At 71.8% G+C, this 20,914-nt stretch carries 18 protein-coding genes; 4 read left to right on the forward strand and 14 right to left on the reverse strand.

From position 1 onward, the window contains the following. Positions 1-23: 23 nt before the first annotated feature. Positions 24-917, reverse strand: a complete 894-nt coding sequence (gene sucD / locus ACNI14_RS01765) for a succinate--CoA ligase subunit alpha (protein ID WP_420518209.1) — start codon at positions 915-917, stop codon at positions 24-26. A 10-nt stretch (positions 918-927) separates the two neighbouring features. Then, positions 928-2,094 (reverse strand): ADP-forming succinate--CoA ligase subunit beta, encoded by a 1,167-nt coding sequence (sucC, locus tag ACNI14_RS01770; protein WP_420518211.1) that lies wholly within the window; start codon positions 2,092-2,094, stop codon positions 928-930. A gap of 356 nt (positions 2,095-2,450) precedes the next feature. Here sucC and ACNI14_RS01775 point away from each other — a divergent pair, with 356 nt between their 5' ends. Then, positions 2,451-4,607 carry a choice-of-anchor U domain-containing protein gene (locus tag ACNI14_RS01775; RefSeq protein ID WP_420518212.1) on the forward strand — a complete coding sequence of 719 codons (2,157 nt, stop codon included), beginning with the start codon at positions 2,451-2,453 and terminating at the stop codon, positions 4,605-4,607. Between the two features lie 74 nt (positions 4,608-4,681). Here ACNI14_RS01775 and ACNI14_RS01780 read toward each other — a convergent pair whose 3' ends face one another. Then, positions 4,682-5,329 (reverse strand): response regulator transcription factor, encoded by a 648-nt coding sequence (locus ACNI14_RS01780; RefSeq protein ID WP_420518213.1) that lies wholly within the window; start codon positions 5,327-5,329, stop codon positions 4,682-4,684. Further along, positions 5,326-6,741, reverse strand: coding sequence for a sensor histidine kinase (locus ACNI14_RS01785; protein ID WP_420518214.1), 1,416 nt, complete (start codon positions 6,739-6,741; stop codon positions 5,326-5,328). The genes ACNI14_RS01780 and ACNI14_RS01785 overlap by 4 nt, the downstream gene beginning before the upstream one ends. A 109-nt stretch (positions 6,742-6,850) precedes the next feature. Between ACNI14_RS01785 and ACNI14_RS01790 the strand changes: the two genes are divergently transcribed. Then, positions 6,851-7,765, forward strand: a complete 915-nt coding sequence (locus ACNI14_RS01790; protein WP_420518215.1) for a L,D-transpeptidase family protein — start codon at positions 6,851-6,853, stop codon at positions 7,763-7,765. A gap of 6 nt (positions 7,766-7,771) precedes the next feature. Here the strand turns inward: ACNI14_RS01790 and ACNI14_RS01795 are convergent, their stop codons facing one another. The 7 genes from ACNI14_RS01795 to ACNI14_RS01825 form a co-directional block, all read right to left on the reverse strand. Continuing rightward, positions 7,772-8,725, reverse strand: coding sequence for an L-lactate dehydrogenase (locus tag ACNI14_RS01795; RefSeq protein ID WP_420518216.1), 954 nt, complete (start codon positions 8,723-8,725; stop codon positions 7,772-7,774). A 65-nt stretch (positions 8,726-8,790) separates the two neighbouring features. Beyond that, positions 8,791-11,145 (reverse strand): DNA helicase PcrA, encoded by a 2,355-nt coding sequence (gene pcrA, locus ACNI14_RS01800; protein ID WP_420518217.1) that lies wholly within the window; start codon positions 11,143-11,145, stop codon positions 8,791-8,793. Between the two features lie 76 nt (positions 11,146-11,221). Beyond that, a complete protein-coding gene (locus tag ACNI14_RS01805) occupies positions 11,222-11,629 on the reverse strand; it encodes a hypothetical protein (RefSeq protein ID WP_420518218.1) in 408 nt (135 codons plus the stop codon). Between the two features lie 154 nt (positions 11,630-11,783). Continuing rightward, the gene (locus ACNI14_RS01810) at positions 11,784-12,317 is read right to left on the reverse strand and encodes a hypothetical protein (RefSeq protein ID WP_420518219.1); all 534 of its coding nucleotides are present in this window, start codon (positions 12,315-12,317) and stop codon (positions 11,784-11,786) included. Between the two features lie 75 nt (positions 12,318-12,392). Continuing rightward, the gene (locus ACNI14_RS01815) at positions 12,393-13,781 is read right to left on the reverse strand and encodes a DEAD/DEAH box helicase (RefSeq protein WP_420518220.1); all 1,389 of its coding nucleotides are present in this window, start codon (positions 13,779-13,781) and stop codon (positions 12,393-12,395) included. Between the two features lie 262 nt (positions 13,782-14,043). Then, on the reverse strand, positions 14,044-14,694 hold the full coding sequence (locus ACNI14_RS01820) for a response regulator (RefSeq protein WP_420518221.1): 651 nt from the start codon (positions 14,692-14,694) through the stop codon (positions 14,044-14,046). Beyond that, positions 14,691-15,713: a sensor histidine kinase gene (locus ACNI14_RS01825; RefSeq protein WP_420518222.1), complete on the reverse strand. Its 1,023-nt coding sequence runs from the start codon at positions 15,711-15,713 to the stop codon at positions 14,691-14,693. The genes ACNI14_RS01820 and ACNI14_RS01825 overlap by 4 nt, the downstream gene beginning before the upstream one ends. A gap of 179 nt (positions 15,714-15,892) precedes the next feature. Here ACNI14_RS01825 and ACNI14_RS01830 point away from each other — a divergent pair, with 179 nt between their 5' ends. Further along, on the forward strand, positions 15,893-17,641 hold the full coding sequence (locus tag ACNI14_RS01830; protein ID WP_420518223.1) for a PspC domain-containing protein: 1,749 nt from the start codon (positions 15,893-15,895) through the stop codon (positions 17,639-17,641). Continuing rightward, a complete protein-coding gene (locus ACNI14_RS01835; protein ID WP_420518224.1) occupies positions 17,638-18,087 on the forward strand; it encodes a hypothetical protein in 450 nt (149 codons plus the stop codon). Before ACNI14_RS01830 ends, ACNI14_RS01835 begins: the two co-directional genes overlap by 4 nt. 102 nt (positions 18,088-18,189) lie before the next feature. Here the strand turns inward: ACNI14_RS01835 and guaA are convergent, their stop codons facing one another. Genes guaA through ACNI14_RS01850 form a run of 3 tightly spaced genes read right to left on the reverse strand, consistent with a single transcriptional unit; the run spans position 18,190 to position 20,909 of the window. After that, positions 18,190-19,761 (reverse strand): glutamine-hydrolyzing GMP synthase, encoded by a 1,572-nt coding sequence (gene guaA / locus ACNI14_RS01840; protein ID WP_420518226.1) that lies wholly within the window; start codon positions 19,759-19,761, stop codon positions 18,190-18,192. Between the two features lie 3 nt (positions 19,762-19,764). Beyond that, positions 19,765-20,136 (reverse strand): DUF3817 domain-containing protein, encoded by a 372-nt coding sequence (locus tag ACNI14_RS01845; protein WP_420518227.1) that lies wholly within the window; start codon positions 20,134-20,136, stop codon positions 19,765-19,767. Next, positions 20,133-20,909: an SURF1 family protein gene (locus ACNI14_RS01850; protein ID WP_420518228.1), complete on the reverse strand. Its 777-nt coding sequence runs from the start codon at positions 20,907-20,909 to the stop codon at positions 20,133-20,135. The genes ACNI14_RS01845 and ACNI14_RS01850 overlap by 4 nt, the downstream gene beginning before the upstream one ends. Between the last annotated feature and the right edge of the window lie 5 nt (positions 20,910-20,914).

Below are 20,914 nucleotides of genomic sequence, written 5' to 3' on the forward strand. Positions count from 1 at the left end.
GGCCCGGGCCGTCGGATCAGGCGTTACGAGGCGGTGAGGATCTGCCGCATGAGCTCCGCGGTCTCGGTGGGGGTCTTGCCCACCTTCACGCCCGCGGCCTCGAGGGCCTCCTTCTTGGCCTGCGCGGTGCCGGCCGAGCCGGACACGATCGCGCCCGCGTGGCCCATCGTCTTGCCCTCCGGTGCCTCGAACCCGGCGACGTAGCCCACGACGGGCTTGGTGACGTGCTCGGTGATGTACGCGGCCGCCCGCTCCTCGGCGTCTCCGCCGATCTCGCCGATCATCACAATCGCGTCGGTGTCGGGGTCGTTCTCGAACGCCTCGAGGCAGTCGATGTGGGTGGTGCCGACGATGGGGTCGCCGCCGATTCCCACGCACGTCGAGAAGCCCAGGTCCCTCAGCTCGAACATCATCTGATAGGTCAGGGTGCCGGACTTGGAGACGAGCCCCACGCGTCCGGTGCCGGTGATGTTCGCGGGAGTGATGCCCACGTTGGACTGGCCGGGCGTGATGAGCCCCGGGCAGTTGGGGCCGATGAGCCGGGTGCCCTTGGACTGCGCGTAGGCGAAGAACTCGGCGGTGTCGGCGACCGGCACACCCTCCGTGATGATCACGGCGAGCGAGATACCGGCGTCGACCGCCTCGATGACCGCGCCCTTGGTGAACGCAGGCGGGACGAAGAGCACGGACACGTCCGCACCCGTCTCGGCGATCGCATCGGCCACCGAGCCGAACACCGGAATCGAGCGCGTGGCGCCCTCGACCTCGAAGTCGACGGCGGTACCGGCCTTGCGCGGGTTCACTCCGCCCACGATCGTGGTGCCGGAGGCCAGCATGCGCGCCGTGTGCTTGGCGCCCTCGGAGCCGGTCATGCCCTGGACGATGACCTTGGAGTCGGAATTGATGAAGATCGACATGGTGACTCCTCTAAGCGTTGGCGAGCTCGGCGGCCTTGGCCGCGGCTCCGTCCATGGTGGGGGCGATGGTCACGAGCGGGTGATTGGCGGCCGCGAGGATCTCGCGGCCCTCGTCAACGGAGTTGCCGTCGAGCCTCACCACCAGCGGCTTGGTGGCGGTGTCGCCCAGCTGCTCGAGGGCGCCCACGATGCCGTTGGCGACCTCGATGCAGCTGGTGATGCCGCCGAACACGTTGACGAACACGGACTTCACCTGCGGGTCGTTCAGGATGACGTCGAGGCCGTTGGCCATCACCGCCGCGGAGGCGCCGCCGCCGATGTCGAGGAAGTTGGCGGGCTTGACGCCGCCGTGCTGCTGGCCCGCGTAGGCGACCACGTCGAGCGTTGACATCACGAGACCGGCGCCGTTGCCGATGATCCCCACCGAGCCGTCGAGCTTCACGTAGTTGAGGTTCAGCGCCTTGGCCTTGGCCTCGAGCGGGTCGGCCGCGTCCTTGTCCTCGAGGACCGCGTGGTCCTCGTGGCGGAATCCGGCGTTCTCGTCGAGCGTCACCTTGCCGTCCAGCGCGACGATGTCGCCGCCCTCAGTGAGCACCAGCGGGTTGACCTCGACGAGCGTCGCGTCCTCCTCGGCGTACACGGTCCAGAGCTTCTCGATCGCAGCGGCGACGGGCTCCTTGAGGTCGTCGGCGAAGCCCGCCTCGTCGACGATCTCGCGCGCCTTCGCGGCGTCGATGCCCACCAGCGGGTCGACGGCGACTCGGGCGAGCGCCTCGGGGCGCTCGACGGCGAGCTCCTCGATCTCCATGCCGCCCTCGACCGAGCACATGGCCAGGTAGCGGCGCTCCGAACGGTCCAGCAGCACCGAGAAGTAGAACTCTTCCGCGATCTTGGCGCCGGCGGCCACCATCACGCGGTGAACGGTGTGGCCCTTGATGTCCAGTCCCAGGATCGCCTCTGCGGCGGCCTCGGCCTCATCGGGCGAGTGGGCGAGCTTGACGCCGCCGGCCTTGCCGCGGCCGCCGGTCTTGACCTGGGCCTTGACGACGACGGTGCCACCACCCATCTTCTCGGCGGCGGCCCTGGCCTCCGCGGGGGTCTCGGCGACGATGCCGGGCAGCACGGGCACGCCGTGCTTCTCGAACATGTCGCGCGCCTGATACTCGTACAGGTCCATGTGCGTCCTTGCTGTCGCGATGGGCGCGCGGGTCCCGCGCGCAGTGGTTCGGTGAGGTTCAGCCTAACGGCCGCGTGTGTCGGGCCGGTAACGTCGCGCGCGAGGCGGCGCGGGCCAGGCGGCTCCTTGGGCCCCGGCGTCGACGGTCGCTGTCGCCGGCCTCGCGGGCTCGCGTCGGCGACGCCGAGCGGCCGGATCAACTGCGCGGCCGGTGCCTCGCCCCCGTTCATGGCGGCACCCTGCGCCCAGTTCCACCGGTCCGTGCGTCGGCCATGCGTCGCCCCTCGGCGCCGCGTCGCATTCTGGTAGCGTTCCCGCCGTACGAGGTACGACACAACCTTCAAGGTGAGGGCCCCATGCCTACGACCCGATTCCCCACGCCCATCCGCGCCGCCAAGGTGCTCTCCGCGACAGGGCTGGGGTTGCTCACCGCAGCGCTCGTCGTCTCACCCGCGTCCGTCTCCCCCGCATCGGCCGCCGTCGACTGCGACGGCCTCGCCGCCGACGCCGCCGACTACGAGGCCGAGCTCCGGTGCGCGTCCGAGGCGACCGAGGGCGCGCAGACCATCACCCTCACCGACAGCTTCACGGTGCCGGCGACCGCTCAGAACCGGTACTCGGGCACCCAACCGCTCACCGTCGAGGGGGCGAGCGCGGGCATCACCATCACCGGACCGGGCCGGGACAACTCGGACCTCCAGGTCGACGGGGGCGCGTTCCTCGAGGTCAGCCTCGGCCTCGAGGGCCCCGTGGCCCAGGAGGTGCCGCTCGACGACGTCATCCCGGTGCCGCCTGGGGCCGGACCGGACGTCACCGTCAGTGGGCTGACCGTCACCGGCTTCTCCGGCACGGGCACGATCGCGCACGCCGGCGGCGGGACGCTGCACCTTGACGGCGTCGACGTCTCGGGCAACGGGCTGCTCGCCACACCAGGCGGACCGGGCGCGTTCCCCGGCGGCGCCGCCGTCGCTGCCTTGGGCGACATCGTCATCACCGACTCCGTGTTCCAGGACAACGCGGGCGGGCTCGGCGGGGCGGTCAGCAACTGGCCAGTCCTCATGTCGCAGGGCCCCGAGGCCGACGGCGCGCCGAGCCTTCCCACCGTGACCGTCACCGGCTCCACGTTCGCCGGGAACGAGGCGGTGGCCGGCGCGGCGATCTTCTCGTTCGGCAGCACCGACGTGTCAGGTTCGGCCTTCGCCCAGAACGTCGCGGAGACGGGCGGCGCGGTCGCCTCCTTCGGCCCGGCCGCGGCCTTCACCGGCTCCTCCTTCACCGACAACCTCGCCACGAGCCTCAGCTCGGCGGAGGGCTACATCGAGGGCGGTGCGCTCGCCGTGGACGGCGAGGTCACCATCGCCGACAGCACGCTGCGCGGCAACGCCAGCGACGGCATCGGTGGCGCGATCGCGTTCAGCGTGGGCGCGGAGGTCGAGCGCACGTCGCTCGCGGTCACCGACAGCCTTCTCGACGCCAACTCCTCGGCGGGTGCCGGGGGCGCGGTGTGGTTCGAGGGCGGCGTGGAGGTCACCGGCTCGACGTTCATCGGCAACGAGTCGGCGGACGGGCCAGCGGCGATCGCCGTCTCGGCGCCGGACGCCGACGTCTCGGTCACCAACTCGACGGTCGTCGCGAACGCCTCCGAGGCAGCCGCCCCGGCCATCGCGGTCGATGGGGCAGACGGGGTCGCGATCACCCACTCGACGTTCGCGGACAACTCGTCTGCGGGCGCGGCGGTCGATCTGGGCGTGCTCGACGCAACCGCGACCGCTCTCACCGCAAGCGTGTGGAGTGCTGGGGGCACGGTCGCCTCGTGCGAGATCGACGGCGCTGCCACGACGGCGGCCAACTTCGACGCGGACGGCTCCTGCACGGCCGACTGGTCGGGGCCGGGCGACATCGGCGAGGGTCTCGATCCTCAGCTGGGCACGCTGGCCGACAACGGCGGCCCGACCCCCACGCTGCTGCCCGCAGCCTCCGGCCCGCTCGTCGACGCGGTCGACGACGCCACGTCGGATGTCACGGTCGACCAGCGCGGAGTGACGCGGCCCCAGGGTCAGGCGAAGGACATCGGCGCGGTCGAGCTCGAACAGGACGCGCAGCCGCAGGGCTCGCTCATCGAGTTCGAGGTGCCCACGGACGCGGGCATCATCTTCGGCACCGCCGACCCGGCGCTGGCGGTCACCGACATCGCGTGGATCCCGACGGGCGACCTCGACACCCCTCCGCCGGCCGACACCGCGCTGCCGTACGGCGCGGCCGGCTTCACGGTGGACGTGCCGGGGCCCGGCGATTCGGTCGAGATCACGCTCACGGCCCCGCGCCCCTTCACGACTCTGCTCAAGTCCACGGACGGCGTGTGGGGCGAGGTCGGGGACGCGACGTTCAGCGACGACGGCACCACGGTCACGTACACGCTGACCGATGGCGGCGAGCTGGACGAGGACGGGGAGGCCAACGGCCTCATCGTCGACCCCGTCGCGCTCGCGGTGCAGGCGACCTTCACGGGCTGACCCCCCGGACGCGCGACGAGGGCCGGCAACCCGCCACGGGTGGCCGGCCCTCGTCGCGTCCGACGCCCGCCGGGCTACTCGTCCTCGCCGCCGCCCGGGCGCACGAATCCCGATTCGTACGCCACGATCACCGCCTGGGTGCGGTCCCGCACGCCGAGCTTGGTGAGGATCGCCGCGACGTGCGACTTGACCGTCTCGCCGGACACGAACAGGCGTGCGGCGATCTCCGGGTTGGACAGTCCTCGGGCGAGCTCGCGCAGGACGTCCTGCTCGCGTTCGGTCAGGTCGGGCAGCTCCCCGTCGTCGGGGCCGGCGAACCTCTCGATCACCGCCCTGGTCGAGGCGGGGAACACCAGCGACTCCCCGGCCGCCACCACCCGCACCGCCTCGATCAGCTCGGCGGGCGGCACGCGCTTGAGCACGAATCCCGACGCGCCCGCCCGCATCGCCTGGAACACGTACTCGTCGACGTCGAAGGTCGTGAGCACCAGCACCTTGGCGGCGGAGCCGGACTCCACGATGAGGCGGGTCGCCTCGAGACCGTCCATGCCCGGCATGCGCACGTCCATGAGCACCACGTCGGGGGCGGTGCGCCTCACCTCGGCCAGCGCGGCGGCCCCATCGCCGGCCTCCGCAACCACGTCCCACCCTGGCTCTGACTTCAGGATCGCGCCGAGTCCCATGCGGACCAGCGGATCATCGTCGACGATCACGACTCTCATGCGCCCACCCTGGCACGGGCCCTGTTCCACTGGCAGCATCCCTCGCCCCCCGCGTGGGCGCCGTCTGCCGGGGCGGCGAGCGCCATCCCGAGCGGCAGCAGCACCATCACCTCGTAGCCTCCGTCCGGGCAGGGCCCGATCACGCTCACGCCGCCCAGCAGCGCCGCCCGGTCGCGGATCCCCGCGACCCCGCGCCCGATCCCCGCGTGCGCCGGCCGCAGCCCCGTCAGCGGCGCCTCCCCCGGCGTCGCCGGGCCGTTGCGCACGCACACCGCCAACGCGTCGTCGAGGGTCGTCACATGGAGATGGATGCTCGCCCCCGGCGCGTGCTTGGCGGCGTTCGTGACGCTCTCCCGCACCACCGCATAGGCCGCCCGGGACAGGGCCGCGGGGGTCGGCTCGGCCTCGAGTCGCGTCTCGACGTCGAGGCCTGCGGAGCGCGCCTGGTCCACCAGCCCCGGAAGATCCTCCAGCGTGGGCACCGGCGCGCGCGACTGCGCGTCGTCTCCCCTGATCGCCGCGATGATCCGGTCCAGTTCGCCCATCGCGACGCGGCCCCGCTCCTCGATGTTGCGCAGCGCCTGCCGCGCGAAGTCGGGGTCGGCGTCGAAGACGTGGGCTCCCGCGCCCGCCTGGACGATGTTCATGGTGATCATGTGCCCGATGCTGTCGTGCAGCTCCTGGTCGACGCGCACCTGGGTCTCCGCCAGCTCGGCCCTCTCGGTCGCCTCGGCGATGCGTGCGCTCCCGCCTGGACCGAGCACCGCCCGCGCGAGCAGCGCCACCAGGCTCGCGTAGTAGTGGGTCACCCACGCGAACATCGGCACCGCGAGGGCCACCACCGGCGTGCCCACCAGGATCCAGAACGCGACCGTGTCGGCCACCGCGCGAGCCGCCTGCTCGTCGCTCCCCTGCACCACCGTCAGGCCCACGGTGTGCGCGAGGGCGGCGACCCACGCCCCGGTCAGCGCCACCGGCACCACGATCGCGCACAGTGCGAGGACGAACCCCACGGGCCCGAGCACGATCCGCATCATCAGCCACGCGAGGGTGCGCCACCCCTGCGCGTCGTAGAGCAGCGCATACCCCCAGTTGCCGGTGCCCTCGAGGGTGGGCACCTTGCCGGGTTCGCGGAGCCGGTAGCGACGGGGCGGCGGTTCGTCGATGCCGGCGTGCAGCAGGGCGTTCGCGGTTCCACGCTCGAAGTCCCCGATCGGCCTCAGCGTCCACTGGACCAGGGCGACGATGACCACGCCCACCCACACGATCACGAGCGCGACGCCCGTCAGGTACATCGAGACGGTGTACGTGAACCACACGATCGCCACGGGCAGCCCGAGCAGCAGGTACGTCACCTCGCGCCAGGTGCGGGCGTGCCAGGTCACCGCGAAGTAGCGGCGGATCAGCGTCATGGCCCCCATCGTGCCCGCCGCCGGCCCTGTCTGACCACACCGCCGCACCCACGGACCCCACACCGCCGCCCGCGCCGGGGCCCGCCGGGGCACGTCTACTCTGGTGTGCGTGCCCGCCCACGACAGCCCGCCATCGCGCCCTGGTGGCCGCCCGGAACCCGTCAGCCGGGCCCCGCAGCACACGGCGGCCGGGCCGTCGCCGCGCACCCGGCGACTCCAGCTCGCGACCGCGGCAGTCATCGTGATCGCCGGCGTGGCGTGGGGCGCCGTCGCCATGGCAGGCGGCGGGACCGAGCCGGTCACGGCCGCCGCTCCCTCCCCCCTGGAGGCGGACTCCTCCCCGACGCGCGAGGCGTCCCCGTCGCCCACTGAGGCCGGCCCCGAGGTGGTTCCCGGCGACATCGTGATCGAGTCCGGGGAGGCGGGGATCGAGGTCTTCGACGACCCCCGCGACGAGTCGCCCGCCGAGCGTCTGGGCCCGTGGACCGCGCTCGGGTCGCCGACCACGCTGCTCGGGTTCGCGCGCGAGAGCGTCGACGGCGAGGAATGGATCCTGGTCGAGCTGCCGGGCGCACCCAACCACCGCTCCGCATGGGTGCGCGCGGCCGATGCGGTCGTCACCTCGGTCGACACGCGCATCGACGTCTATCTCGACGAGCGCGAGGTCGAGGTCAGCGTGGGCCCGGAGACCACCGTGATCGCACAGGCGGTGATCGGTGAGCAGGCCTCACCGACGCCGCTCGGCGTGTTCTGGGTCACCGACGTGCTGGACTTCACGGCCAACCCCAGCGGGGTCTACGGCGCCTACGCCCTGGGCCTCAACGGCTGGTCGGAGACGCTCGAGGAGTTCGACGGCGGGCCGCCGCAGATCGCGCTGCACGGCACCAACGATCCCGAGCTGCTGGGTCAGGCGGCCTCGAACGGCTGCGTGCGGCTGACGAACGCCACGATCACGGACATCGCGAGCACCCCGGGGGTGGGAGTGGGCACGCCGGTCGTGGTCCATCCATCCCGCGCGGCGTAGCGCGCGTCAGACCGCGCCGAACCGTTCCGCGGTCTCGCGGATCGAGCGCGCCGATGCCTCCAGGGCCATGCTCTCAGACTCGTCCATCGGGGTGTCGGCATGGTGCTCGATGCCGTGGCGGCCGATGACCGCGGGCAGCGACATGCACACCTCTCCCACTCCGGGGTAGTCGATCAGCGTCGACACCGGCATGATCCGCCGCTGGTCGCCCAGCACCGCCTCCACGATGCGTGCTCCGGCGACGCCGATCGCGTAGTTGGTCGCGCCCTTGCCCTCGATGATCGTGTAGGCCGAACGCATGACGTCGTGGTGAATGCGCTCGCGACGCTCGGGAGTCATGACGATCTCGCCGTCGCGGTCGCGCCACTGCCCGAGCGGCTGACCGCCGACGGTCGCGGACGACCACAGCGCCACCTCGGAGTCGCCGTGCTCGCCCGCGATGTACGCGTGCACGTTGCCCACGGCGACGTTGCAGGCCTGCGCGACCTGGTGGCGCAGGCGAGAGGTGTCGAGAGCGGTGCCGGAGCCGAACATGCGCGCCGGGTCCATCCCCGACTTCTTGATGGCCGCGAGCGTCACCACGTCGACCGGATTGGTGACGAGGATGTAGATCGCGTTGGGCGCCACGTCCATGAGCGGGGGCAGCACCTTGTCCATGAGCGAGATGGTCGCGCCCGCGAGGTCCATCCGCGACTGGCCGGGCTGCTGCTTGGCGCCCGCCGTCACGACCACCACGTCGGATCCCTCGACCACGCCGACATCGTCGGAGCCCACCACGGTCGCCTCGGGCATGAACTGGATGCCCTGCGCGAGGTCCAGCGCCTCGGCCTCGACCTTGGCCTTGTTGATGTCGTACAGCGCGACAGTGCGCGCGAAGCCGCGCATGAGGCCGGCGTACGCGAGGGTCGCGCCGACGGCTCCCGCACCGACGATCGACACCTTCGAGGTCTTGGATTCCACTGGTTCCTCCAACAGTTGGGGACGTCTCGCCCAGCCTAGCGAGCCCGTATGCGCATCGCGGCGGTCTAGAGCTTGTCGAGCCGGTTGAACCGCAGCACCAGGCGCTTGACGCCCTCGGATCCGAAGTCGACCTTCGCCACGGCATTGCGACCGCTGCCCTCGGTGCCGACGACCTTGCCCATGCCGAACTTGTCGCTCACCACCCGGTCGCCCACCTCGAAGCCGATGTCCGACGAGCCTCCTGGCGGGCTCGGCGGCACGCTGCGGGTGCGCACCGCTCCCGCCCGCGAGTACGCGTTGCCGTCCTCGCGGTCCTGCGATCCGCCGTAGCTCATCGACGACCAGCCGGCAGAGCCCCGCCGCTCGGTCCGCGCCCGCAGCGACGCCATCGACTGCTCCGAGCGTGACCACTCGATCAGCTCCGCCGGGATCTCGTCGGCGAAGCGGGACACCCCGAAGTACTGCGGCGCTCCCCAGCTCGAGCGGACCTCGGCGCGGGTCAGGTACAGCCGTTCGCGGGCGCGGGTGAGGCCCACGTAGGCCAGGCGCCGCTCCTCCTCCATGTCCTTTGGCAGACCGGATTCGATCGACCGCATGTGCGGGAACGTCCCGTCCTCCATGCCGGTGATGAACACCACGGGAAACTCGAGGCCCTTGGCGGTGTGGAGGGTCATCAGCGTCACCACTCCCCCTCCGCCGTCGCCGTCGGGCAGCTGGTCCGCGTCCGCCACCAGCGCGACCTTCTCGAGGAAGTCCGCGAGCGTGCCGTCGGGGTTCTCCTCCGAGAACTCGCGGCCGACCGACACCAGCTCCATGACGTTCTCGACGCGCGAGGCGTCCTGCGGGTCCTCCGACGCGCGATACGCCGCGATCATCCCGGACCGGTCCGCGATCGCGTCGAGCACTCCCGCCGGCCCGTTGTCCGCGGCCAGCGCACGCAGGTCGTCCATGAGGGACACGAAAGCGCCGATCGCGCGCACCGCGCGCGCCTGCAGCCCCGCCTCGTCCGCCCACCTGAGCGCCGCGCCGAAGCTGACGGGCGCATCGGCCGTGGTGCGCTCCCGCCGCAGGCGGTCGATCGCCTCCACAGCGGTGTCGCCGATGCCGCGTCGTGGCGTGTTGATGACGCGCCGCATGGCGACGTCGTCGTCCTCGTTCACGACTGCGGAGAGGTACGCGAGCGCATCCTTGATCTCCTTGCGCTCGTAGAAGCGCGTGCCGCCCACCACCTTGTAGGGCACGTCGGCGCGCATGAACCGCTCCTCGATGGCTCGCGACTGCGCGTTGGCGCGGTACATCACCGCCACGTCGGACGGCGCGACGTCGTGCTCGCGGATCAGCCGAGCGATCTCGTCGGCGATGTACTTCGCCTCCTCCTGCTCGGTGTCGCCCGCGAAGGCGCGGATGCGCTCGCCCGCTCCGGCATCGGTCCACAGGTTCTTGGGTGGCCGCCCCTGATTGTTGGAGATCACGGAGTTGGCGGCGGTGAGGATGTTCTGCGTGGAGCGGTAGTTCTGCTCCAGACGCACGATGTGGGCGCGCGGATAGTCCTTCTCGAACTCCAGGATGTTGCGGATCGTCGCGCCGCGGAAGGCGTAGATGGACTGGTCCGCGTCGCCCACGACGGTGAGTTCGCCAGGGGGCAGGCTCGCGTCGCCCTCGGGACCCACGAGCTCGCGCACCAGCACGTACTGCGCGTGGTTGGTGTCCTGGTACTCGTCGACGAGCACATGGCGGAACCGCTCGCGGTAGCGGCGCGCGATGTCGGGGTGGCGCTGCAGCAGGTGCACGGTCTTGACGATGATGTCGTCGAAGTCGACGGCGTTGGCGGCCTCGAGGCGGCGCTGGTACTCGCCGTACGCGCGGCCGGCGGCGTGCTCGATGCTGAACTTGCTGGCCATCTCGGTGGCGGCGAGGGCGGCGGCCGGGTCGATGAGCTCGTCCTTGAAGGTGCCGATGCGGTTCAGCAGCGCCTTCGCCGTGAACTTCTTGGGGTCGATGTCCTGTTCCTTCATGACCAGCTTCATGAGGTTCTGGGAGTCGGCGGAGTCGTAGATCGAGAACGTGGACTTGAGCCCCGCCGCCTCGTAGTCCGCGCGCAGGATCCGCACGCAAGCGCTGTGGAACGTCGCGACCCACATGCCGCGCGCCTGGGGGCCCACCAGCGCCGCCACGCGCTCGCGCATCTCGCCGGCGGCCTTGTTCGTGAACGTGATGGCGAGGATCTCGTGCGGACGCGCGCGCCCCGCCTCGAGCAGGTGCGCGATGCGGTGGGTGAGCACCCGGGTCTTGCCGGAGCCCGCGCCCGCGATGATGAGCAGCGCCTCGCCCCCGTGCAGCACCGCCTCCGCCTGGGCAGGGTTCAGGCCCTCCACGAGGGGGGAGTGGGAACGGTCGGCGAGATCGAAGAGTGCATCCATGACCCGTCGAGTCTAGGGCGTGGGGCCGACGCGGGCGGCCGGGCGGCGGGGCCTGTGGAGGGGTTCTCGAGGGACCTCAGCCGGAGCACGCCGTCGCGACCGTGCCATGACGTTCGAGCGCCCTCAGCGCCGAGTCCGCGGCCGCCCGCACGTCCTCGTCCTCGTCGTACTTCGACAACCCGAGCAGCAGCCGGAACACCTCGCGGTCCGCCGGCGCGCGGCCCGCGGTGGCGAGGATCGCGAAGCACCGCGCGGCGGTGGCACGCACCGGGGCGCGGGAGTCGTGAGCGAGGCGCTTGAGCTCGGGGACCATCAGCACGAGTTCGCCGATCCGACGGGCACGCATCGCGTCGCGTGCGGCGCGATCCAGGTCCGGCGAGGGGCCGATCTGCGGGGCGGGCTCGGCCGCCGGGTGGTGGCCGACCCAGAAGGCGAGGGCGCGCAGCCTCGACTGCGTCTCGTCGTGGCGCGCGCTTGCGCTCATCGTCGTCATCTTCGCCACCGCCAAGTTCGGCTCTGGTCCCCCGTGGCGCACCGGAGCGCGCGCGTGTGAAGGTGACGATACTGACGATTCCCACCGCTTACAAGAGGCAGGACGTCGCGGACCGGGCGCAGGGGCGGACGGCCGATGCGCGGGATCAGGCAGTCAGCGGCCGCGCCTCCGCGCGGCCCGCGAACTGCGGCAGTACGTGCAGCTTCATTCCCGCGAGCAGCTCCGCGGCCACGGGGGCGGGGTCCACCCCGGCGCGGACGGTCCAGCGCCTGTCCAATCCCGAGCGCTGAAGCTCGCCGAGGCGCGCCATCAGTCCGCCGCCCGGAACGAAGTCGTGCGCGTAGTACTTCGCGGCATCAGGCCGCTCGGGCAGGCCGGGCTCGCTCACGCGCCACTGGTCCCATTCGACCCGGCTCACGGCGACCACGTTCACATCGAACTGGTAGCGCGCGACCGTGTTCCACGCGGCGGGCAGGAAGGCGAGGCTCAGGTGCCACACGCGGCTGGGGTAGTCGAAGCGGCCGTCGTCGCCGTCGAATCCCCAGTCGCGAAGCGCGGGCGCGACCTGGGTCTCCATCATCGCGCCGTAGACCTGGCGCGCACTGTCCGAGGCCGTGACCGGCGGCAGGGCATCCCGCACGCGCCGCACCTCGCTCCGCTCCGCAAAGGGCAGGCTCATAGTCCTTGTTCTACACAATCCAGACGAAAGCCGCACGTCGAGCCAGGCTCGACATGCGGCTTTCGGGAGGAATGGCTAGGCGCTGTACCCGGCGCGCTGGCCGCTGGAGCGACGCGAGCGACCGGCGCCACCGCCGCCACCCGACGAGCGACGGCGACCGTGGTCGCCCTCGGTGCGGGGGCGTCCGTTGCCGCCCTCGGGACGGCCCGAGCGGCCACCCGACGTGCGCGAGCGCCCGCCCTGGCTGCGGCCGCCCTGCGGCTGGCGAATCGGGGTTGCGGCCGGCTTCACGAACGGCGCGACCTCGCCGACAAGCTTGGTCACGGCGTCGGTTTGAGCGGAGACGGCCTGCGGCTCCGCGGTGATCTTGGCCTTGCGCATGAGCTGAACCGAGTCGCGACGCTGCTCCGGCAGCACCAGGGTCACGACGTCGCCGTCGGAGCCGGCGCGCGCTGTGCGGCCCGAGCGGTGCAGGTACGCCTTGTGCTCGGTGGGCGGGTCGACGTGCACCACGAGCTCGACGTCGTCGACGTGCACGCCGCGAGCCGCGACGTCCGTGGCGACCAGCACGCGGTGCGTGCCCTCCGCGAACTGCGCGAGGTTCTTGTCGCGCTTGGCCTGCGACAGGTTGCCGTGCAGGTCGACGGCGGGGATGCCGGCGTCGGACAGCTGCTTGGCGAGGCGCTTGGCGTGGTGCTTGGTGCGCATGAAGAGGATCCGGCGACCCGTGCCCGAGGCGAGCGCGTGCACCACGTCCCGCTTCGCATCGGCCGATGCGACGTGGAAGACGTGGTGGGTCATGGCCGCGACGGGCGACTCCGCAGAGTCGACCGAGTGGGTGACGGGGTTGGACAGGAAGCGGCGCACCAGCTTGTCGACGCCGTTGTCCAGCGTCGCGGAGAACAGCATGCGCTGCCCGGTGGTCGGAGTGGCCGTCATGATGCGGGTGACACCGGGCAGGAAGCCCAGGTCCGCCATGTGGTCGGCCTCGTCGAGAACCGTGATGTCGACCGAGTCGAGCTTGACGTGGCCCTGCTTCATGAGGTCCTCGAGGCGGCCGGGGCAGGCCACCACGATGTCGGCGCCGCGACGCAGCGCGACCTCCTGGCGGTGCTGCTTGACGCCGCCGAAGATGGTGGTCGTGGTGAGGCCGTACGCGGCGGCGAGCGGGGCGATGACCGCCTCGATCTGCGTCGCGAGCTCACGGGTCGGCGCGAGCACGAGTCCGCGGGGGTGGTTCGGGCGGGCGCGACCGCCCTTCTCGCCCAGGCGAGCGGCCATCGGGATCGCGAAGGCGAGCGTCTTTCCGGAGCCCGTGCGGCCGCGGCCCAAGACGTCGCGGCCCGACAGAGTGTCGGGCAGGGTGTCGACCTGGATCGGGAAGGCGTTCGACTTGCCCTCCGCATCGAGGACGTTGGTGATCTTGGTGGGCACGCCAAGAGTGGCGAAGGTGGTGTCAGACAAAGCGGGTGCCTTTCGGGGCAGTGCGCCAGTGCTTGCCGCGCGACAGCGCGACGTGTCCGTGTCGATCACGGCACCAGCGGTGGTGGCGAATCGCGCGAGGTTCACGCGTTCGTTCGCCGAAGAGATTTTCTACGAGCCTCGCTGCCGTGTCAGTGACCGGCTGCGGCGAGAAGGAGAAGCCATCTGCGACGCAGGAGGACCGGGGATGGTCCTGCAAGTGACACCAGCGTAGCAGGCCCGATGCTGAGAGCCTCGCAGGCGCCTAGACGATGCGCCGCTGGGCGGCCCAGTGCGCGAGCTCGTGACGGTTCGTCAGCTGCAGCTTGTGGAGCACCTTGCCCACGTGCGTCTCGACCGTCTTGATCGAGATGAACAGCTTCTCCCCCACCTCGCGGTAGGTGTAGCCGCGGGCGATCAGGCGCATCACCTCCTGCTCGCGAGCCGTGAGCTTGTCGAGGTCCTCGTCGGCGTGCGCCACCTCCCCGCCGGCGGCGCCGAAGGCGTCGAGCACGAACCCTGCGAGCCGCGGCGAGAACACCGCGTCGCCGGACGCGACGCGCCTGACCGCATCGGACAGCTCCGGGCCGGAGATGGACTTGGTGACGTAGCCGCGGGCGCCCGCGCGGATCACCGACACGACGTCCTCCGCCGAGTCGGATACCGACAGCGCCAGCACCCGGGTGCCGTCGACGCGGCCCTTGAGGTCGGCGAGCACGTCGAGAGCGCCGCCGCCCTGGCCGCCGGGGAGGTGCACGTCCAGGATCACCACCTGCGGACGCGCCTCCAGGATCTCCGCGACCGCGGAGTCCACGTCGTGGGCCTCGCCCACCACGCGGATGTCGTCGTCCAGGGACTCGCGCACCCCGACGCGAATCACGTCGTGGTCGTCCACGATCACCACTGTCACGCTCATCGGGATCCTCCTCTTGGCATCACGATCATCACCTCTGTCTTGTCGCCGGGCGCGGAGCGCACCTCGGCCCCGCCGCCGTGCCGCGCGACCCTGCCCACGATGGACTGGCGGATTCCCAGCCTGTCCGCCGGCACGGCCTCGGGGTCGAAGCCCGGCCCGGAGTCGCGCACGAACACCTCGTAGGCCTCCGCCGTGAGCTCCGCGTACACGCTGATGGGCTCGGAGCCGTGGCGCGCGGCGTTCGCGATCGCCTCTCGCGCTGCCTGCACCGCCGCCCCCAGCCACTCGTCCGTGGGCGCGTCGCCCACGCACACCGTATCGATCGCGACCCCGTGGGCGTCCTCGACCTCCGCCACCGCGGCCTTGATCGCGCTCGCGACCGACTCCTCGACGCTCGGACGGTCCTGGTAGAGATACGAGCGCAGGTCGCGTTCCTGGGCGCGCGCCAGGCGCGCCACCGAGTCCGGGTCGTTCGCGCGGGCGCGAATCAGGGTGAGGGTCTGCAGCACCGAGTCGTGCAGGTGCGCCGCGATCTCCGCGCGCTCGTGCTCGCGGATGCGCTCGTCGCGTTCGATGCCCACCTGGCGCAGCAGTCGCAGCCACCACGGCGTGAGCAGCAGCGCACCGCCCCCGGCGATCACCAGCGGCGTCACGATGCCGCGCAGCACGCCGTTGTCGGTGAAGTCCCACATCGCGAACCACCACATGGCGCCGATGCCCAGCAGCAGCCCCACGAGCAGCCGCAGCCACGCGTCGCGTCGGAAGATTCCCGCGACGTCGAGCCGGCGAGCATCCTGCCCGAAGGCTCCGTCCAGAGGACTCCACACCACTCCCAGACCGGCGAGGTAGACCACCAGCGGGACCGCCCACGGCGGCAGATCCTCAGTCCCCCACCGGCCCACCGCAAGGACGGCCGCCACCGTGAGCAGCGCCAGTCCCCCCAGCACCTTCCACGCGGTCGGCACGCCGCGGCGGCGCGCGAGGGGCGCGGCCACCGGGCGATGGGCCTGGGTCGTCATGGAGTCATCGTCACACAGCGCGGCCTCGCGCGACCCTTCATCGTGCGCATCTCAGGGTCGTGCCCCCACGAGAATCAGGGGACCAATCAGGGGGGTACCTCATAGCGTCCGCCGCCGGGCCGGGACGACACTGGAGTCAGCACCGGCGTCCGTGACGCCACGATCATTAGAGGAGAGCCATGACCGAGCAGCCGCAGCCCCCGAGGGAGGCAGCGTTCTTCACCACGATCCGCCAGTGGGGCCTCACGCGAGGCGAGCACGGCGTGGTCGGCGGCGTCGTCGAGGGGCTCGGAGCCCGGGTGGGGATGGCGGCCGTGCCCGCGCGACTCATCGTGGTCCTGGCGTGGTTCCTGTTGTCGGGGCTCGTCATGCTCGCCTACGCCGCCGCATGGGGGCTGCTGCCCGACCGCCGCGGCAACATCATCATCCAGAACTTCGGCAGGGGCGTCACCAACGTGGGCGCGCTGCTGGGCATCGCGGTGCTGACACTGTTCGGGTTCGGCGCTCTCAACGACGGACCGCTGTTCGGCGCTCTCGGCCTCGGCGCCGACCCATGGATCTGGGGCGGCGGTATGTTCAACGGCGGTGGTGTGGGCGAGGTCGCCCGAGTGATCGCCGTCCTGCTGGCCGTCACGATCCCGCTGCTGATCATCTCCGGCGTGATCGTGCTGATCGTGTGGCTCGTGAAGCGCTCCAAGGACCAGAACCCTCCTGCCTCGGGCTGGGCTTCCACGCCCGATGCGCCCGCCGGGTCCGGCGCGCCCGGCACGGCCGATGCGGGGGCCGGTTCAGCCGGTTCGTTCGGCTCGGGTGGGCCGGCCGCGGGGGACGGCGCGAGCGCGCCGCCCCCTGTCGCCCCCGCCACCCGGGTGGACGGCGGAGAGGAAGGCGCCACAGCCGCTGGCCCCGCCGCGAGCGATGGGCGGGCGCAGCCGAACGAGCGGTCCCGCGCATCGGCCGTCGACCAGTCCGTTCCCTACGCCCCCCAGCCCTGGGAACCCGCACTGAAGCCGGGCGACCCCCGTGTGGCAGGCGCCGCCGGCGCCCCCACGCCGCCCCCCGGTGCGCCGGGGCATGCCGCGCCGCCGACGCCCCCCGCACCACCGGTGCCCCCGGTCCCCTACGCGCCCTACACTCCGCCCCGGCCCTCCGTGCCTGGACCGGGCAAGGGCGGCTACCTGGCCTTCCTCGGCGTGCTGCTGGTCGCTGCGGCAGTGGTGATCGGGGTCGAGCGGGCCGACAGTCTCGCGGTCAGCCCCGTGCTGGCATGGGGCGCGGTCGTGACGGTCGGGCTGGGCGTCGTGCTCATCGGGGTGGCCCTCAGCGGCCGCAAGCTCGGGTTCCTGGGATTCCTGTCCGTGCTCGCCGTGCTCGCGGCCGTGCCGCTGGCGGCGAATGCGGACCAGATCCGCGCCGACTACGACCAGCCGTGGGGCTGGTGGGACGTCGACGTGACCATCGGCGAGGGCGTCGAGACCACCGCGGCCTCGGCCGAACCGGTCGAGCCCGCCGACCCGGCGCTGAACCTGACCGCTCCCTTCGAGGACGACTACGCGCAGGTGTACATCGCCTCGGGGTGCTGGGCGCTGTCGGCCTCGGACGATCCGGACTGGGCTGGGGACCCGGAGTCCTGGGCCGGTGCGGGCCAGGCCAGCATCCGGCTCGACGAGGTGACCGCCGACACGTCGCTCGAAGTCGGCGACGGTGCGACCACTCTGACCGTTCCAGCCGGCACCAGCGTGACCGTGGCGAGGGGCGACTACGCCCACGTGGCGTGGGAGCAGCGCGACCTCGCGTGTGACTTCTGGGGCGACGAGCAGTCCGGTGACGGCGACTGGCTCGCGTTCACCAATCCCGGCGACCCCGTGCTCGAGATCGTCCCCACCGGCACCGATGCGGCCATCTTCATCCAGGAGGAGCAGTCATGACGTCCATCGCGAACCCCCGCCGCCGTGCGGGCCAGCGCATCTCCAGCGCCCTGTGGGGACTGCTCGTGGCAGGCATGGGAGTGCTGCTGATCGCGTCGTACTCGGGCTACGAGATCGACCTTGAGCTGGCCGCCATCATCGTGCTCGCGGCGATCGGCGGGTGGCTGCTGCTGTCCGCCGCCGTCTCCGGCATCGGCCGCAAGCGCGAGATCTCGCGCGCGACCGCGCCGACCGTCGAGGAGCGCGTGGGGCGCACCGAATCCGCGGATTCCAGCGCGGCCCCCGCGCCCGCCGACCGTGCGGGGGCCGAGCCACGCGAGAGCGCTGAGCCCGGCCACGCTGCCGAGGCGACGGAGCGCTCCGACCCGGGGACCGCATCGGCCGCCGGCGAGGGACCCACGGACGAGACCGCCGACCGCGAGGCCGAGGCCGACCGCGACCGCTGAGGGTCGGCGCGCGAGAGGACGACGCTCACGGTCCGCCAGGGCGCGCGGACTCTCCAGAACCGGCTCTCACGGTCCACACGGGCGCTGAGGCGGAGTGGGGGTCTACTCCCACTCGATCGTGCCCGGCGGCTTGGACGTCACGTCCAGCACGACCCGGTTGATCTCCGCCACGTCGTTGGTGATGCGGTTCGAGATGTGCGCCAGGGTCTCGTACGGCACGCGGGTCCAGTCGGCGGTCATCGCGTCCTCGGAGGACACGGGACGCAGCACCACCGGGTGTCCGTAGGTGCGGCCATCGCCTTGGACCCCCACCGAGCGGACGTCCGCGAGCAGCACCACGGGGCACTGCCAGATGTCCTGGTCGAGCCCCGCCTTGGTGAGCTCGTCACGCGCGATCGCGTCGGCACGGCGCAGGATCTCGAGCCGCTCCCAGGTGACCTCGCCGATGATGCGGATGCCGAGGCCGGGACCGGGGAACGGCTGGCGGCCCACGATCTCCTCGGGCAGGCCCAGCTCGCGGCCCACGGCGCGCACCTCGTCCTTGAACAGGGTGCGCAGCGGCTCGATCAGCGAGAACTGCAGGTCGTCCGGGAGCCCGCCCACGTTGTGGTGGCTCTTGATGTTCGCGGCACCCTCGCCGCCACCGGACTCGACCACGTCCGGGTAGAGCGTCCCCTGGACCAGGAACTCCACCTCTTCACCGTGCGCTCCGGCCTCCTCGACCACCTGGCGCGCGGAGTCCTCGAACACCCGGATGAACTCCCGGCCGATGATCTTGCGCTTGGTCTCGGGGTCGGAGACGCCCTTGAGCGCGGTCAGGAACCGCTCCTTCTCGTCGCGAATGATCAGGCGCACGCCCGTCGAGGTCACGAAGTCCTTCTCGATCTGCTCGACCTCGCCCGCGCGCATGAGCCCGTGGTCGACGTGGATGCACGTGAGCTGGTCACCGACGGCACGCTGCACGATCGCCGCCGCGACCGCGGAATCCACGCCACCAGAGAGCGCACAGATGACCCGCTTGTCGCCCACCTGCGCCCGGATCAGCTCGACCTGCTCGTCGATCACGTTCTCGCTGGTCCAGTCCGCGCGCAGGCCCGCGACGTTGTACAGGAAGTTCTCGATCGCGTGCTGACCGAGCGGCGTGTGCTTGACCTCGGGGTGCCACTGCACGCCGCACATGCGCCGCTCGAGGTCCTCGAACGCCGCGACGGGGGCGCCCTCGGAGCTCGCGAGGACCGTGAAGCCCTCGGGCGCCTCCTGCACGGAGTCGCCGTGGCTCATCCACACCTCTTGGACCTCCGGGCTGCCCGCGAGCGCGGTGCCGGGACTCGCGACGGTGGCCTGCGTGCGCCCGTACTCACGCAGCCCGGTCTTGGCGACGGTGCCGCCCAGTGCGCGGGCCATCTCCTGGAATCCGTAGCAGATGCCCATCACGGGCACGCCGCCGTCGAACAGCGCGGGGTCGATGCGCGGCGCACCGTCGGCGTAGACCGAGGCCGGCCCGCCGGAGAGGATCACGGCCAGCGGATCCTTGGCCAGCATGTCCGCGGCGCTCATGGAATGGGGCACGACCTCGGAGTAGACGTCGGCCTCGCGGACGCGCCGGGCGATCAGCTGGGCGTACTGCGCGCCGAAGTCGACCACCAGGACGGGCCGATGCTGGGTAGCGGGCATGGGTCAGGCCTCCTGTCCGGGGCGCACCTCGCGGGTGACCCGGCTCTCGATGAAGAAGGACAGCAGCGGCACCACGCCGCCCAGGAAGAGGGTGGCGAGGCGGCCGTAGCCCCAGCGCGCCCGCGACCACAGCTGCCACACGGTCACGAGGTAGACGATGTAGATGAAGCCATGGACCTGCGCGAGCACGGAGAAGTACGGCTCCCAGGACTCGGGAGTCGCGAGCGCGGGGATGTACCGCAGCATCGCGAGAAAGACGATGATGAGCAGGGTGCCGGTGATGAACGCCATCACGCGGTAGCGGGTGAGGACGCCGGGCGTCACTCCCGTCTCGGTCGCCTGCGCAGCCCTGGGCTCGGGTGCGGGTTCGGTCACGTATGTCCTCCGGGGGGCTCGTCCGCCGCGCCGGCCGGCTCGACGGCCTGGCGCTCACGCAAGCCATTGTCCCGTATCCATCGGCCCGCGATGAACGCGAAGAAGCCCCCGAACAGCCACCACTCGATCGCGTACGCGAGCGACCGGAAGTCCAGCGACCGCTCCACCTCCGGGGCGGGGAGCGGCTGCAGACCGGGCTCCGCGGAATCGGCGCTGAGCAGCGTCGTGTACAGCGGAGCCTCCCAGTGCTGCGCGAGGATCGCGGGAGACAGCCGGTCGGCCCAGAAGGCGTCGCCTGGAGCAGCCTCCTCTGGATCCGGGGCCGGGGCCGCCCCCTCTCCCGAGCGCAGGTATCCGGAGACGCGCCTATCGGCGGGAGCGCCCGCATCGAAGCCAGCCACGTCCTCCGGGGCGAGCCAGCCGACGATCACCGACAGGGTCGCGCTGTCCCCCGTGCCTGTGGCATCGGCCGCGACCGTGAACGGCCGCACCACCAGCACGGCCGGCGAACCGTCGATCTCGCGGCCAGGGACGAGGGCCGCACCGTCGGCGGCGAACTCGCCGTCGGCCCAGATCTGCCGGCCCTGTTCCGAACCCGGCGTGGTCGCGGGCGCGGCCACCTCCGCGATCGCGACGGCGGGGTCCGGCTGGCGCACCTCGCCCTGCTCGGAGGCTCGTCCCCACTGCCACCAGCCGAGGACTCCGCACACCACGATGGCGGCCGTGGCGAATGCCGCCACCGGGATGACGCGAGCCCAGAGAACCCTGCGCACCGCCG

Source organism: Demequina pilifera (genome assembly GCF_048814985.1).
Lineage (GTDB): Bacteria > Actinomycetota > Actinomycetes > Actinomycetales > Demequinaceae > Demequina.

Coding starts and splice junctions, on each gene's coding strand:
- ACNI14_RS01785 (WP_420518214.1), bottom strand. CDS start 6,741: ATGACGCTGATCCGCCGCTACTTCGCGGTGACCTGGCACGCCCGCACC.
- ACNI14_RS01820 (WP_420518221.1), bottom strand. CDS start 14,694: ATGAGCGTGACAGTGGTGATCGTGGACGACCACGACGTGATTCGCGTC.
- pcrA (WP_420518217.1), bottom strand. CDS start 11,145: ATGGATGCACTCTTCGATCTCGCCGACCGTTCCCACTCCCCCCTCGTG.
- ACNI14_RS01775 (WP_420518212.1), top strand. CDS start 2,451: ATGCCTACGACCCGATTCCCCACGCCCATCCGCGCCGCCAAGGTGCTC.
- ACNI14_RS01805 (WP_420518218.1), bottom strand. CDS start 11,629: ATGAGCGCAAGCGCGCGCCACGACGAGACGCAGTCGAGGCTGCGCGCC.
- ACNI14_RS01780 (WP_420518213.1), bottom strand. CDS start 5,329: ATGAGAGTCGTGATCGTCGACGATGATCCGCTGGTCCGCATGGGACTC.
- sucD (WP_420518209.1), bottom strand. CDS start 917: ATGTCGATCTTCATCAATTCCGACTCCAAGGTCATCGTCCAGGGCATG.
- ACNI14_RS01830 (WP_420518223.1), top strand. CDS start 15,893: ATGACCGAGCAGCCGCAGCCCCCGAGGGAGGCAGCGTTCTTCACCACG.
- ACNI14_RS01835 (WP_420518224.1), top strand. CDS start 17,638: ATGACGTCCATCGCGAACCCCCGCCGCCGTGCGGGCCAGCGCATCTCC.
- ACNI14_RS01810 (WP_420518219.1), bottom strand. CDS start 12,317: ATGAGCCTGCCCTTTGCGGAGCGGAGCGAGGTGCGGCGCGTGCGGGAT.
- ACNI14_RS01825 (WP_420518222.1), bottom strand. CDS start 15,713: ATGACGACCCAGGCCCATCGCCCGGTGGCCGCGCCCCTCGCGCGCCGC.
- sucC (WP_420518211.1), bottom strand. CDS start 2,094: ATGGACCTGTACGAGTATCAGGCGCGCGACATGTTCGAGAAGCACGGC.
- guaA (WP_420518226.1), bottom strand. CDS start 19,761: ATGCCCGCTACCCAGCATCGGCCCGTCCTGGTGGTCGACTTCGGCGCG.